This window comes from Streptomyces sp. NPDC051218 (assembly GCF_044455475.1).
Taxonomy (GTDB): domain Bacteria; phylum Actinomycetota; class Actinomycetes; order Streptomycetales; family Streptomycetaceae; genus Streptomyces.
The window spans coordinates 295958-309439 of record NZ_JBITEU010000008.1 but is presented as its reverse complement, the minus strand read 5'-3'; the positions used below and the strand labels follow the sequence as shown (position 1 = coordinate 309439).

Annotated in this window: 12 protein-coding genes; 3 read left to right on the top strand and 9 right to left on the bottom strand. The window is 72.2% G+C overall.

Annotation, left to right across the window (positions count from 1 at the left end):
* Positions 1-186: 186 nt before the first annotated feature.
* Both ACIBCK_RS24905 and ACIBCK_RS24900 read right to left on the bottom strand, forming a co-directional pair.
* The gene (locus ACIBCK_RS24905) at positions 187-2532 is read right to left on the bottom strand and encodes an ATP-binding cassette domain-containing protein (RefSeq protein ID WP_399393626.1); all 2346 of its coding nucleotides are present in this window, start codon (positions 2530-2532) and stop codon (positions 187-189) included.
* Positions 2533-2571: 39 nt separating this feature from the next.
* Positions 2572-3585 (bottom strand): MsnO8 family LLM class oxidoreductase, encoded by a 1014-nt coding sequence (locus ACIBCK_RS24900; RefSeq protein WP_399393624.1) that lies wholly within the window; start codon positions 3583-3585, stop codon positions 2572-2574.
* A gap of 103 nt (positions 3586-3688) precedes the next feature.
* On the opposite strand from ACIBCK_RS24900, the gene ACIBCK_RS24895 reads away from it, so the two are divergent.
* Positions 3689-4177 (top strand): hypothetical protein, encoded by a 489-nt coding sequence (locus ACIBCK_RS24895; protein WP_399393623.1) that lies wholly within the window; start codon positions 3689-3691, stop codon positions 4175-4177.
* A gap of 48 nt (positions 4178-4225) precedes the next feature.
* Here ACIBCK_RS24895 and ACIBCK_RS24890 read toward each other — a convergent pair whose 3' ends face one another.
* Entirely contained in the window at positions 4226-4447 is a 222-nt protein-coding gene (locus ACIBCK_RS24890; RefSeq protein ID WP_361831529.1) for a dodecin, read from the bottom strand.
* 271 nt (positions 4448-4718) lie between these two features.
* On the opposite strand from ACIBCK_RS24890, the gene ACIBCK_RS24885 reads away from it, so the two are divergent.
* Positions 4719-5972 (top strand): extracellular solute-binding protein, encoded by a 1254-nt coding sequence (locus ACIBCK_RS24885; protein ID WP_399393945.1) that lies wholly within the window; start codon positions 4719-4721, stop codon positions 5970-5972.
* 27 nt (positions 5973-5999) lie between these two features.
* Here ACIBCK_RS24885 and egtD read toward each other — a convergent pair whose 3' ends face one another.
* From egtD to egtA, 4 genes are read right to left on the bottom strand one after another with little or no spacing between them, the layout of a single operon-like run.
* Positions 6000-6962: an L-histidine N(alpha)-methyltransferase gene (gene egtD, locus ACIBCK_RS24880; protein WP_399393620.1), complete on the bottom strand. Its 963-nt coding sequence runs from the start codon at positions 6960-6962 to the stop codon at positions 6000-6002.
* On the bottom strand, positions 6959-7714 hold the full coding sequence (gene egtC, locus ACIBCK_RS24875) for an ergothioneine biosynthesis protein EgtC (RefSeq protein ID WP_399393619.1): 756 nt from the start codon (positions 7712-7714) through the stop codon (positions 6959-6961). Before egtC ends, egtD begins: the two co-directional genes overlap by 4 nt.
* Positions 7714-9042, bottom strand: coding sequence for an ergothioneine biosynthesis protein EgtB (gene egtB, locus ACIBCK_RS24870; RefSeq protein ID WP_399393617.1), 1329 nt, complete (start codon positions 9040-9042; stop codon positions 7714-7716). The genes egtC and egtB overlap by 1 nt, the downstream gene beginning before the upstream one ends.
* Positions 9039-10373 (bottom strand): ergothioneine biosynthesis glutamate--cysteine ligase EgtA, encoded by a 1335-nt coding sequence (gene egtA, locus ACIBCK_RS24865; RefSeq protein ID WP_399393615.1) that lies wholly within the window; start codon positions 10371-10373, stop codon positions 9039-9041. Before egtA ends, egtB begins: the two co-directional genes overlap by 4 nt.
* A gap of 248 nt (positions 10374-10621) precedes the next feature.
* Between egtA and ACIBCK_RS24860 the strand changes: the two genes are divergently transcribed.
* On the top strand, positions 10622-11491 hold the full coding sequence (locus ACIBCK_RS24860) for a TIGR02452 family protein (RefSeq protein ID WP_399393613.1): 870 nt from the start codon (positions 10622-10624) through the stop codon (positions 11489-11491).
* Between the two features lie 3 nt (positions 11492-11494).
* Here the strand turns inward: ACIBCK_RS24860 and ACIBCK_RS24855 are convergent, their stop codons facing one another.
* Together ACIBCK_RS24855 and ACIBCK_RS24850 are read right to left on the bottom strand one after the other, a co-directional pair.
* Positions 11495-11926 (bottom strand): type II toxin-antitoxin system PemK/MazF family toxin, encoded by a 432-nt coding sequence (locus ACIBCK_RS24855; RefSeq protein ID WP_367049450.1) that lies wholly within the window; start codon positions 11924-11926, stop codon positions 11495-11497.
* 117 nt (positions 11927-12043) lie between these two features.
* Positions 12044-13447: an amidase gene (locus tag ACIBCK_RS24850; protein WP_399393611.1), complete on the bottom strand. Its 1404-nt coding sequence runs from the start codon at positions 13445-13447 to the stop codon at positions 12044-12046.
* Positions 13448-13482: the final 35 nt, after the last annotated feature.

The following is a 13482-nucleotide window of genomic DNA, read 5'->3' as shown; positions in this document are numbered from 1 at the left end:
TGGGGGTGGCGAGAGAGTGGGGGGCTCAGACGTGCAGGTAGCTTCAGCTAGTGCGTGTACATGCGCATGCGCATGACAAACGACATCGAGAACTGAACGCGGCGAGCGATCAACTCCGGTGCTTTGTTCAGTACTTGATTTAAGGCAGACTCCCGGGCCGCGTCAAGGAGTTGGTGTGTACCAACCTCAGCGGCCCTCGCCGGTCGCCCGCGCCAGATACGGCGCAGTCCGGCTACCCTTGGCCGTTGCCACCGCACCGGGCGGCCCCGAAGCGACCACGCGGCCGCCCTCGTCGCCGCCGCCGGGGCCCAGGTCGATCACCCAGTCCGCGCCGGCCACCACCGCCATGTCGTGCTCGACGACCACCACCGAGTGGCCCGCGTCGACCAGGCCGTGCAGCTGGCGCATCAGGACCTCCACGTCGGCCGGATGGAGCCCGGTCGTCGGCTCGTCCAGGAGATAGAGCGTGTGGCCGCGCCGGACGCGCTGCAACTCGCTCGCCAGCTTGATGCGTTGGGCCTCGCCACCCGAAAGCTCCGTCGCGGGCTGCCCGAGGCGCAGATAGCCGAGACCCACGTCGAGGAGGGTCCGCAGACTGCGGGCCACGGACGGCGTGTCCGCGAAGAACTCCGCGGCGCCCTCCACCGTCAGGTCGAGCACCTCCGCGATGTTCCGTCCCTGGCACGTCACTTCGAGGGTCTCGGGGTTGTAGCGCGCACCCCCGCAGTCGGGGCAGGGCGCGTACGTACTGGGCAGGAAGAGCAGCTCCACGCTCACGAACCCCTCGCCCTGGCAGGTCTCGCAGCGCCCGCCCGCGACGTTGAACGAGAAGCGGCCGACGCCGTAACCCCGCGTGCGTGCCGCGTCCGTGGCCGCGAAGACCTTGCGCACGACGTCGAAGAGGCCTGTGTAGGTGGCCAGGTTCGAGCGGGGCGTGCGGCCGATCGGCTTCTGGTCCACGCACACCAGACGGCCCACGCCCGCCAGTTCCTCGGTGATCTCGCCGACGAGCGTGGACTTGCCCGAACCGGATACGCCGGTGACCGCGGTGAAGGCGCCGAGCGGGAACTCGGCCGTCACGTCGCGCAGGTTGTGCCGGGTGACGGGACCGACCTTGAGCCAGCCGCGCGGCCCGCGCACCGCACGGGCCGGAGCGGGCCCGCGGTCGAAGAGGAAACGGGCCGTCGCGGACTCCGTGACGCCCTCCAGATCGGCCACCGGGCCGCTGTGCAGCACCTGCCCGCCGTGCTCACCGGCGTCGGGGCCCACGTCGACGAGCCAGTCGGCGTGGCGCATGACATCGAGATGGTGCTCCACGACGAAGACCGAGTTGCCCGCGGCCTTGAGCCGGTCGAGGACGGTGAGCAGCGATTCCGTGTCCGCCGGGTGCAGACCTGCCGACGGTTCGTCCAGGACGTACACGACGCCGAAGAGCCCCGAGCGCAACTGGGTCGCCAGACGCAGGCGTTGGAGCTCCCCCGGGGAGAGGGTGGGCGTGGCGCGGTCCGGGCTCAGATAGCCGAGGCCGAGCTCGGTGATCGTGGCGATGCGGGCGAGGAGATCGGCGGCCAGGACGCGGGCCGCCTCCGAACCCGCCTCGCACTGCAGGGACGTGGCCAGCTCCGAGAGGGGCAGTGCGGCGAGGTCGGCGATCGTACGGCCCGCGAACGTGACCGCCATCGCCTCCGGGCGCAGCCTGCTGCCGCCGCACGCCGGGCAGTCGGCGCTCGCCAGGAACCGCTCGGCCTTGGCGCGCAGGGTCTGGCTCTTGGAGTCCGAGAACGTCTTCATCACATAGCGCTGGGCGCTCATGTACGTGCCCTGGTACGGGCGTTGGATGCGGTCCGCGTCCCGCACCGGGTGCACCGTCACCACCGGCTGCTCGTCCGTGAACAGGATCCAGTCCCGGTCCGCCTGCGGCAGCTCGCGCCAGGGCCTGTCGACGTCGTGGCCCAGGGCGTCGAGCACATCGCGGAGGTTCTTGCCCTGCCAGGCACCGGGCCAGGCCGCGATCGCGCCCTCGCGGATGGTGCGGGAGGGGTCGGGTACCAGGAGCTCCTCGGTCGTGCGGTGCACACGGCCGAGGCCATGGCACTCGGGGCAGGCCCCGGCGGCGGTGTTGGGCGAGAAAGCGTCCGAGTCCAGCCGTTCGGCACCCTCGGGGTAGGTGCCGGCGCGCGAGAACAGCATGCGCAGAGAGTTCGAGAGGTTCGTGACGGTGCCCACCGAGGAACGGGACGTGGGCGCCGAGCGCCGCTGCTGGAGCGAGACCGCCGGGGGCAGTCCGGTGATCTCACCGACCTTCGGCGCCCCCACCTGGTGGATCAGCCGTCTGGCGTACGGGGCGACGGACTCGAAGTAGCGGCGCTGGGCCTCCGCGTAGATCGTCCCGAAGGCGAGCGACGACTTCCCCGAGCCGGACACCCCGGTGAAGACCGCGAGGGCGTCACGCGGGACGTCCACGTCGACGCCCCGCAGGTTGTGCTCGCGGGCACCCCGGACACGTACGAACGGATCATGAGGGCTGTGCATGGGGGCTCCGTACGCGGCTCGGGGGCAAACCCCACGATTCTAGGTCCCGGCCAGGCCCGCGACCCGGGCCAGGCGCCGGAAGGAGTCGAGCAGGCCCTCCCGGTCGTACGTACTGGTCGTGACCAGCACTTCCTGTGCCCCGCTCTCCTTGATCAACGTCTCCAGCTCGTCGGCCACCTGGTCCTCCGTGCCGTGGATGTGGCCGACGAGACCGGCTTCGTAATAGCCGCGCTCCTTCTCCGTCATCCGCATCTCCGGCGCCTCGATGCGCTCGGCCGGGGGCAGGGGCGGGAACGTGCCGTGCGTGCGCGAGTAGGCCATCGACCAGGCTTCCGGTATCAGCAGGCGGCGGGCCTCCTCGGGCGTTCCGGCGACGGCGATCGTGCCCGAGATGATCACGTACGGTTCGCTCGACCAGACGGAGGGGCGGAACGAGGCGCGGTAGTGGTCGATGCCGCGGAGCATCTTCGCGCGGCTCCGGATGTCGCCGATGACCATCGGCAGCCCGGCCCGCGCCGCGATGGTGGCGCCCTCGCCGATGGCCAGGACGAACGGCGGGACGGTCATGCCCTCGGAGGGGCGGGCGTGCGCTCCGGTGTCCGACGTGCCGCGGAACCAGCCGAGGAGCTCGGTGAGCTGCGCCGCGAAGTCGTCGGCGTCGTCTTTGTCCCGGCCGAGCGCCTTGCGCACCCCGTCGGTGAACCCCACCGAGCGGCCGAGCCCCATGTCGATGCGCCCGGGAAAGAGCGCTTCCAGAACCCCGAACTGCTCGGCGACGACCAGGGGTTGGTGGTTCGGCAGCATCACGCCACCCGTGCCGACGCGGATGGTGCGCGTCGCGGCGGCCACGGCGGCGGCGAGGACGGTCGGCGCCGAGCCCGCGACGCCCGGCACCGCGTGGTGCTCCGACACCCACAGACGGTGGTACCCGAGCTCCTCGAGTTCCTGGGCCAGGCGCACGGTGTCACGCAGGGCCTCGCGGCCGTCGTGCCCCTCGCGGGTGCGGGAACGGTCGAGGACGGAGAAGCGGGTTGATCCGATCACTGAGGTCACGCCAGGTTCAACGCCTGAGCGGCGCCGGGATTCCCCGCCCCGGGATCGGGGGCAGGGCCGGGGGCGGCGCGAGGCCGGCGCGGGGTCTGCCTACGCTGGGCGCGTGACGGACGACAGCAGGCCACTGGCCGTATTCGACCTGGACAACACGCTCGCGGACACCGCGCACCGCCAGCGCTTCCTGGAGCGCAGGCCGAAGGACTGGGCGGCCTTCTTCGCCGCGGCCCCGGACGACCCGCCGCTGGAGCGTGGCGTGGCTCTCGCTCTGGAGAGCGCGCGGGAGTGCGAGGTCGTCTACCTCACCGGCAGGCCCGAGCGGTGCCGCGAGGACACCGTGGCGTGGCTGGCGGCGCAGGGGCTGCCCGAGGGGCGGATCTGGATGCGCCGCAACGACGACCGGCGGCCCGCCCGCCGCACCAAGCTGGAGATCCTGCGGCGGATCTCCGGGTCCCGCGAGGTCCGGATGCTGGTGGACGACGACGAGCTGGTGTGCGACGAGGCCGAGCGGGCGGGTTTCGAGGTCGTACGGGCGCGCTGGGCGAGCACGTCCGCCGCGCTGAAGGAAGCTCAGGAGCGTGAGGGGCGGACGTGACCGCTCAGTGCCGGGCTCCAGGGCCCAGGGGTGGGCTCGAAGGCCGAGTCAGGCGCTGTCGCCGTCATCGAGGCGGAACCCGACCTTGAGGCCCACCTGGTAGTGCTCGATCTCGCCGTTCTCGATGTGGCCGCGCACCTGGGTCACCTCGAACCAGTCCAGCGAACGCAGCGTCTGCGAGGCGCGGGCGATGCCGTTGCGGATGGCCTGGTCGACTCCCTCGTGCGAGGTGCCGACGATCTCGGTGACCCGATAGGTGTGGTCGGACATGAGGCTGTTCCTCTCCGCCGTGTGGTGACCGCACAGTTGTGGGGTGACGTCACTCCACCGTGCCCCACCGCGCGGCGGTGCGCGAGGCGGTGAGCGTGGGGCGCGCCGGAAAATTCGATCCCGGCGCCGTTCCCCCTTGACCGGCCTATTGGTACAGACCAAAATCCAGCCGTACCCGTTCGAGCCATCAGCTCACCCCCCGCGTCGGGCGACCTTCCCCCCTGTCCGCAGGAAGAAAGTGACCCACGTGAAACCGCACCGCCGCGCCGTCATGTCCTTGTCCCTCGTCATCGCCGCCACCGCCCTGCTCCCCGGTTGCGGCGCCCTGCCGGGCGGGGGAGACGAGAAGCGGACGGTCACCGTGTGGCTCATGCGAGGCAGCGCGTCGGCGGAGTTCATCAAGCGGTTCACCACGGACTTCGAGAAGCGGAACGGCGACATCGACCTGGAGGTACGCCTCCAGGAGTGGACCGGCATCGGCGGCAAGGTCAAGGCCGCGCTCAAGACCGACGACGGACCCGACGTCATCGAGGTCGGCAACACCCAGGTCGCCCAGTACGTCGACGAGGGCGGGCTCTACGACCTCACCCTGGAGTCCGCACGCGACCTCGGCATGAAGGAGTGGCTGCCCGGCCTGGCCGAGCCCGGTCGCTACAACGGCAGCCAGTACGGCATCCCTTGGTACGCCGCCAACCGCGTCGTCATCTACAACAAGGACCTCTTCGAGCGGGCCGGCATCGAGCAGCCGCCCAAGACGCGCGAGCAGTGGATCGCCGACACGGAACGGCTCAACTCCGGCGGCGATCAGGGGATCTATCTGGCGGGCCAGGACTGGTACACCCTGGCAGGCTTCATCTGGGACGAGGGCGGCGAGCTTGCCACGGAGGCCAAGGGTTCGCGAGGCGTGTGGGAGGGCAGCCTGCACGCTCCCGCGGCGCTGCGGGGCATGGACTTCTACCGCCGGCTGCAGGCCCTGGGCGAGGGCCCCCGTGACGCGGACGAGGAGCATCCGCCGCAGGCCGGGGTGTTCGCCAAGGGGGACGTGGCGCAGATCGTCGCCGTACCCGGCACCGCGCGGGCCATCGAGGAGGCGAACCCCGAACTGAAGGGGAAACTCGGCTACTTCCCGATCCCCGGCAAGACGGCGGCGAAGCCGGGAGCCGTCTTCACCGGCGGATCCGACCTCGTGGTGCGCGAGAAGACGGACGACCGCGCGGGCGCCGTCGCCGTGATCGAGGCACTCGCGGGCAAGAAATGGCAGAAGGAACTGGCCCGGACCATGAACTACGTGCCGAACAAGACGACCCTCGCCTCCGCCGTCGCGGGCGAGGAAGGGGTCGCCGCGATGGCCGCGGGAGCCGCCCGGGGCCGGGCGACACCGGCCTCGCCGAAGTGGGCCGCGGTGGAGGCCGACAACCCCATCAAGGAGTACATGTCGAAGGTGCTCGCCGGGGGCGACCCGGCGACGGAGGCGAAGGCGGCCTCGCGCCGGATCACCCGGGAGCTCGACGTCAGCGGGCCGTGAAGGTCACCAGCCCCCCGGGCCCGATCCCTACGCGGCCACACTCAGCGACAGCGCGAAGCGGGCCCTCTCGTCCGTCCACCAGTGGGTCAGCTTCAAGTCCGACGCCGCCAGTTCCGCACGCACACCCTCCTCACGGAACTTCGCCGAGATCTCGGTGCGCATCTCCTCGTGGCGGTCGAAGTCGACCGCCAGGTCGAGCGCCGGGACCTTCACCGTCTGGGCGGCCAGGGAGCGCAGCCGCATCTCGATCCACTCGTGCTCGCTGTCCCAGACGGCCACGTGGGAGAACGCGTCGGGGTCGAAGTCCGCGCCGAGCTCACGGTTGATGACGGTCAGGACGTTCTTGTTGAAGGAGGCGGTGACGCCCGACCCATCGTCGTACGCCGAGACGAGCACCGACTCGTCCTTCACCAGGTCCGTGCCGAGCAGCAGCGCGTCTCCGGGGGAGAGCAGGGTGCGCACCGACGCCAGGAACGCCGAGCGCTCAGCGGGCAGCAGGTTGCCGATCGTGCCGCCGAGGAAGGCGACGAGCCGCGGGCCCGGGGTGCCCGGCAGGGCGAGGCCGCGGGTGAAGTCGGCGATCAGGGCGTGCACGTTGAGGGAGGGACGCGAGGCGATCAGGGTGTTCGCGGCGCCGGTGAGCGCGCTCTCGCTCACGTCCACCGGGACGTACGTGTGCAGTCCGGGGAGGGCGTCGATCAGGTGGCGGGTCTTCTCCGAGGAGCCCGAACCGAGCTCGATCAGCGTGCGCGCGCCCGTCGCCCCGGCGATCTCCGCGGCGCGGGTCTGCAGGATCTCGCGCTCGGCGCGGGTCGGGTAGTACTCCGGCAGCGTGGTGATCTCGTCGAAGAGCGCGCTGCCCCGCGCGTCGTAGAACCACTTGGGCGGCAGCGTCTTGGGGGTGCGGGTGAGGCCGTGCAGGACGTCGGCGCGCAGAGCGGCGTCGGTGGCGTCGAGCGGCAGGGTGCGGGTCAGCTGGAACGGGCTCACGCGGTGGGCTCCTTGAGCGGGGTCAGCAGGACATCGGTACGGCTCGCGGCGAGCAGGGTGTGGTCGGGCACCTGACGCCAGTGCGGATCGTCGTCGTAGGGCTCGGAGGCCACGACGGTGCGACGGCCCGGCTCGGACAGATACCAGAGGGTGTCGCCCCAGGCGGTCGCCGCGATCGTCTCGCCGTTGGTGAGCAGGAGGTTGAGGCGCGATCCGGGGGCCGCCTCGGCGACCTCGGCGACGGTGTCCGCGAGAGCCTGGCCCTCGTCGTCGCCGCTGCGAAGACGGTGCAGGACGAGCGCCCACACCAGGGCGGAGTCGCAGCGCGCCTCCATGGACAGGAGGTCCGCGGGCGGCAGGAGGCGGGACACCTGGGCCAGCGAGTGGGGCCAGCCGGTGACCGCGCCGTTGTGGCTGAACAGCCAGGTCCCGGCGGCGAACGGGGCCGCCGCCGCTTCCCCGTCCGCGCCCGCCTCGGTCGCGTCGCGCACCGCGGCCAGCACCGCGCCGGAGCGGACGACCCGAGCGAGGTCCCCGAAGGACTGGTCGCCCCAGACCGGCCCGGAGCGGCGGTAGCGTGCGGGCACCGGGTCGCCGCCGGCGTACCAGCCGACGCCGAAGCCGTCGGCGTTGACCGTGCCGTAGCGCTGGTGGCGGGGCGCCCACGACTGCCGGAACAAGCTGTGCACGGGGTCGACGAGGAGCTTGCCGAGGGGTTCATGGGGGCCCAGAAAGGCCAGGTGACGGCACATCAGGAAGCCTCTGCCGGACCCGCGTCACGCGCGGTGCGGAACCCGGAGAAGATCTGCCGCCGGATCGGATGATCCCAGTTGCGGAACGTGCCCCGGCAGGCCACCTCGTCCACGGAGAACGCCCCACCGCGCAGCACCTTGTAGTCGCCGCCGAAGAAGACGTCCGAGTACTCGCGGTACGGGAAGGGGGCGAACCCCGGGTAGGGAAGGAAGTCGCTGGAGGTCCACTCCCACACGTCACCGATCAACTGCCTTACGCCGAGCGGTGATTCACCGGCCGGATAGCTGCCGGCGGGGGCCGGACGCAGATGGCGCTGGCCGAGGTTCGCGCGCTCGGGCGTGGGGTCCGTGTCGCCCCACGGGTAGCGCATCGAGCGGTCGGTCGCCGGGTCGTGCCGGGCGGCCTTCTCCCACTCCTCCTCGCTGGGCAGCCGCCGCCCCGCCCACCGGGCGTACGCGTCCGCCTCGTACCAACTGACGTGCAGTACCGGCTCGTCGGGCGGCACGGCCTCGACCGTCCCGAAGTGGCGGCGCAGCCACTGGCCGCCCTCGCGGCGCCAGAACAGCGGCGCCGAGAGACCGTTGCCGCGGACCATGTCCCAGCCCGCGGGGGCCCACCACCGCTGCTCCTCATAGCCGCCGTCGGCGATGAAGCGCTGGTAGTCGGCGTTGGTCACCGGTGTCGTGTCGATGAAGAACGGCGGCACGAGGCGGTGGTGAGCCGGGCGTTCGTTGTCGAGCGCCCATGGCTCGGTGGAGGTGCCCATCGTGAACGGGCCGCCCGGTACGAGGACTTCGGCCGGGCCACGGAACTGCGGCGCGGGGGCCGGGTCCGGCGCCGTCAGTACCGCGGGGCCCGAGCGGAGCTGATGGGTGATCAGCATCGTCTCGTCGTGCTGCTGTTCGTGCTGAGCGATCATGCCGAAGGCGAAGCCCGCGTCGGTCAGCTGCGAACCGCGAAACGGCGTGCTCTCCAGCACGTCGATCGCACGCCCGCGCACCTCGGCCGCGTAGCCACGGGCCTCGGCGGGCGAGAGTAGCGGCAGGCTCGGCCGCTCGGAGCGCGGGTGCTCGAAGGCGTCGTACAGTCCGTCGATCTCGGGCCGCATGGCGTCACGGCCCGCGACCGCCCGCAGCAGCCACATCTCCTCCTGGTTGCCGATGTGCGCCAGGTCCCAGACCAGGGGCGACATCAACGGCGAGTGCTGCGCGGTGAGTTCGGGTTCCTCGACGCACGTGGTGAGGAGCGAGGTGCGGTCCCTGGCGGCGAGCAGCGCCGCCAGGGCGCGCCGGCGAAGCGCATCGGGGTCGCTGACGGTTCCGGTCATCGGAGGATGCCCTTCTCGTGCTCGTGGTCGTAGTGGTGGCCGTCCAGGTGCCCGTCGAGCAGATCGTCCGCCGGGCAGCGGCCCCGCGCGACGTACCGCTCGGCGTACGCGGCCACGGCTTCCCGCACCTCGGCGCTCGCGCCCATCCGCGGCAGCGCCTCGGCAGCGGCCGCGAAGCACGCCGCCGCTGCCTCGCGCAGCTCCGGATCGGCGAGCCCCTGCCGCGCGGCGTCCAGCCACAGCGGGCTGCGCGGCGCCGCGGGGGCGCCCGGCGGGCACGCGCGCTCGGCCAGCGGCTTCACCGTGCGGTAGGCGGTCTCGGCGGCCTGCGGGTCGTCGAACAGCGCGCTCGTCACGGCGAGCGGCACGATCCAGCCGCTGTGGCCGGGCTGGGCGTCGACCATCCGCAACTCCAGATGGCCGCGCGGTCGTACCGGCGGGAAGAGGGTGGTCAGGTGGTAGTCGAGGTCGTCGCGGGTCGGTGGACGCGGCCCGCCCGAGCGGGCCCAGGTGCGGAAGGTGAGCCCTTCCGGGACGGCCCAGGGCGCCTCATGCCCCTCGTCGAGGCCTCGGATGAACATGACCGGCGAGTCCAGGGCGTGCCGTGCCCAGGCAGTCCGCGGCTCGGCCTCCATCGACGGCGCACCGGAGGTGCCCGGGTCGATCGACGCCCACACGGCCTGCCGCGTGGAGCGCCAGCCGGTGGAACGCCCGTCCTGGACGGGCGAGTTGGCGAACGCGGCGACCAGCACGGGCCCGAGCAGATGCGCGAGCCGCCAGCGCCGTCCGTAGCCGAGCGGACCCGGCTCCTCGTGACCCGCGTCCAGGCAGATCTGGACGGACGCCGTGGAGCACATCATGCGGCGGCCCGCTGGGCCGGTGCGGTCGAGGAAGCGCTCCATCGCGTCATAGCGCGGCCGGTGCAGGATGCGGGACGGCGGGCGCCAGGGATCGGCCCCGAGACCGGTGAGCGTCAGATCCAGGGCCGCGAGGCGGTCACGTACGAGGGAGAGATCGGCCGAAACGGCGGATACGCACTCCATGAGCGAGGCGGCGGGGAGCGAGCTGAGCTCCAGCTGGCCGCCTGGTTCGACGGTGATCAGGGAGTGCAGGGGCAGGGCCCGCAGCGCGGCGTAGGCCGCTTCGAGGCGGGCGGGGGACACGGGCAGATGGAGCCGGTCCGGCTCGTGGATCAGCCATTCCAGTTCGACACCGGTGACACGAGGCGGTCCGGTCTTGAAGCAGATCCCGGTGACCAGCGCCTCCGCCTCTGCCTCGGATACCGCGGTGCCGTACTCCGCGCGGTACGTCGTACAGTCGCCCTCGGGCATGCAGGGGTCCTCCTGTCAGGTTCTGCCTGGTCCAGCGGTTTTGGACCACCCGGTCAACTCGATGTGGGATCGACCGAGTTGGCAGCGCTCGTCCCACCCAAGACCAGGTCGGCCATTCGCACAAGAGTGCCCCTGGGGTTGAGCCGATGCCAGGGAATTCTGTTGCGACGGACGACGCGAAGAGCTCACCATGCGTTCATGTGTGAGACGGGGGACGAGACGGCAGGGATCGGGTCGGGGGAGCGGACATGAGTGCGCGACTGCGTGGCATCGCGCAGCAGACCGAGGCAATCGTGGCGGCAGGGCGGTACGCCGCTCCGGGTGGCCGCGAAGTGCTGATCGCGGATGCGGTGGACGCCGCGCGCTCCGGCACGCGGATGTTCGGTCCGGCGGCCCTCGATGCGACTTCCGTGACTCCCGTGAAGCCGTCCGAGCTGATCCCCACGGTAGTCGAGGTCACCGGCGAGAGCAGCTTGGAGGCCGCGCGCCGCCTGACGGCCCGGGACGGGGGCCCTGTGGCCGTCCTGAACTTCTCCTCCGCGCGCAATCCCGGCGGCGGCTATCTGAACGGCGCCCAGGCGCAGGAGGAGGCCCTGTGCCGGGCCTCGGCGCTGTATACGTGCGTGCGGTCGGCCCGCGAGTTCTACGACCACCACCGCGCCCACCGCGACCCGTTCTACAGCGACCGGGTGATCCACTCCCCGGCCGTGCCGGTCTTCCGTGACGACCGGGGGCAGCTCCTCGACGACGCGTACGCGGTCGGCTTCCTGACCTCGGCGGCGCCGAACGCGGGCGTCGTGCTGCGCCAGGCCCCCGAGCGCGCGAAGGAACTTCCCTCTGCCCTGGCCCGGCGCGCGGAGCGGGTCCTGGAGACCGCTGGCGCCTGCGGCTACCGGCGGCTCGTGCTCGGCGCCTGGGGCTGCGGCGTCTTCCAGAACGACCCCGCCCAGGTGGCGGATGCCTTCCGGGTGCTCCTCGACGAAGGCGGCAGATTCCACGGGTACTTCGAGCACGTCGTCTTCGGGGTGCTCGACCGCACGCGCGGCGCGGTGACGCGGGCGGCCTTCGAGGAGGCGTTCGGCGCGGGGTTCAAGGGCGCGGCTCAGCCCTCCCGCTAGCGGTCAACGCCAGCCGTAGCGCTCCTGCAACCGCCGCACGACGAGGTTGAACCGCATCCGGTCGAGCGCGCACGCCTCGCGCCGCATGCCCGCGTCGTGCACCCGAAGCACCCGGTCGATGTCCACCCACGACTCGCGCCCCTCCCGGTCCCAGGGACCGCTGCCGATCGGCACCCACTCCCTGTCGTTCGCGTGCTGCTTGCTGGAGAGCTGCACGGCGAGCAGCGTGCCGCGCGCCTCGCGGGCCACGACCAGGACGGGACGGTCCTTGCCGCGCCCGTCGTTCTCCTCGTAGGGCACCCACGTCCAGACGATCTCGCCGGGGTCGGGATCACCGTCGTGGGCGGGCGCGTACGTCGTCCGTACCTGGCCGACCTCGCGCGGCTCGGCCTCGGTGGTCGCGGTGCGGCCCGTGCGGCCCGGGTGCGCGGACATCTGCGGGTCATCGGTGTTGGCAGTCACGCGGGCCACCGTAGAACCTGCCCGGCCCAACCCGCGGGGCGGGTCCGCCAGATGCCCCGCAGGCTCGCCGTGGCGGACGTCGGCCACCGCTCAGGCGGCCTCGGGCCACTGCTCGTACCAGCGCTGGTCCGCCTCCAGTTGGGCGGCAAGGGAGATCAGCAGCGGCTCGCTGCCCTCGGGTCCCAGCAGTTGCGCCCCGACCGGGAGGCCGCCGTCCGCCTTGCCCGCGGGCACGTTGACGCCGGGCCAGCCGAGCACGTTCCACGTCCACGCGTAGGGGCAGGCGGCGATCATGGCCTGGTCGGTGCGCCAGCCGCTGAGGGCGGCCATGGCGCCGATCCGGGGCGGGGGAGTGGCGGTGGTGGGCGTGAGGACGACGTCGTACGTCGAGAAGATCGCGCCCACACGGCGGTGCAGGGCGGCCTCGGCGCGGCGGGCGAGACGCAGCGGGGCGCCGCCGAGCACGCGCCCCAGACGGGCCGCCTCCTTGGTCCGCGGGTCGAGCAGATGCGCGTCGGGAATCTCGCGCGCCCAGTCGGTGATGCCCGCCGTGGCGCGTGGCACGAAGTCCAGACCGATCTGGCCGTAGCGCGGGTCGGCCTCCTCCACGTCGTGGCCGAGAGCGGCGAGCCGGTCCGCCAGGACGATGATCTTGCGGCGCACCACGGGATGCAGCCGCTTGGGGGTCGCGGTGAACGGCATGCGCAGGGAGAGGGCGATCCGCAGCCGCCCCGGCTCGCGGGTCGCCGCGTCCGTGGCGCTGATGGCCGCCGGTCGGTGCAGGTCACCGCTGTGGTTGCCGCTTGCCGCGTCGAGCAGCAGAGCCGCGTCGGCGACGGTCCTCGCGAGCGGGCCGTTGACAGTGATCCCGTTGAAGGACTCGGGCCAGGGCCACGTCGATATGCGGCCGCGCTGCGGCTTGATCCCGACGAGATGGGTCCAGGCCGCGGGGATGCGCACCGAGCCCGCGCCGTCCGAGCCGAGCGCGGCGGGGACAAGACCGGCGGCGACCGCCGCCGCCGAGCCGCCCGACGAACCGCCGGGGGTGTGCCCGGTGTGCCACGGATTGCGGGTGTCGCCGAAGCCGGGCCCCTCCGTGAAGGGCCACTGACCCAGCTCGCAGGTATTGGTCTTGCCGACGATGACGGCGCCGGCCGCCCGCAGTCGGCGCACCGACTCGGCGTCCTCCTTCTTCGGCGGGAAGTCACCCCGGCAGCCGAACGCGGTCGGCTCGCCCGCGATGTCGGTGTCGTCCTTCACGGCGAGCGGCACGCCGAGCAGCGGACGACCCGCACCGCCGGACGCCAACTCCCGGTCCGCGGCGTCCGCTTCGGCCAGCGCGGCCTCGGCCCGCACCAGCTTGAAGGCGTTCAGCACGGGCTGCGATGCCTCGATCCGCGCCAGCGTCCGCTCCGTGAGGGCGCGTGCGGACACCTCTCCGTCGGCCAGGGCCCGAGCGGTGCGCGCGAGGCCATCGGCACGGTCGACTGTCATGTGGGGGCACCTTTGATCGACGGACAGGTGCACGC

Bases quoted from the DNA above. Each gene is read 5' to 3' on its own strand.
- egtB (WP_399393617.1), bottom strand. From the start codon at position 9,042: ATGACCGGAACCGTCAGCGACCCCGATGCGCTTCGCCGGCGCGCCCTG.
- egtC (WP_399393619.1), bottom strand. From the start codon at position 7,714: ATGTGCCGTCACCTGGCCTTTCTGGGCCCCCATGAACCCCTCGGCAAG.
- ACIBCK_RS24885 (WP_399393945.1), top strand. From the start codon at position 4,719: ATGTCCTTGTCCCTCGTCATCGCCGCCACCGCCCTGCTCCCCGGTTGC.
- egtA (WP_399393615.1), bottom strand. From the start codon at position 10,373: ATGCCCGAGGGCGACTGTACGACGTACCGCGCGGAGTACGGCACCGCG.
- ACIBCK_RS24855 (WP_367049450.1), bottom strand. From the start codon at position 11,926: ATGTCCGCGCACCCGGGCCGCACGGGCCGCACCGCGACCACCGAGGCC.
- ACIBCK_RS24860 (WP_399393613.1), top strand. From the start codon at position 10,622: ATGAGTGCGCGACTGCGTGGCATCGCGCAGCAGACCGAGGCAATCGTG.
- ACIBCK_RS24890 (WP_361831529.1), bottom strand. From the start codon at position 4,447: ATGTCCGACCACACCTATCGGGTCACCGAGATCGTCGGCACCTCGCAC.
- ACIBCK_RS24850 (WP_399393611.1), bottom strand. From the start codon at position 13,447: ATGACAGTCGACCGTGCCGATGGCCTCGCGCGCACCGCTCGGGCCCTG.
- ACIBCK_RS24905 (WP_399393626.1), bottom strand. From the start codon at position 2,532: ATGCACAGCCCTCATGATCCGTTCGTACGTGTCCGGGGTGCCCGCGAG.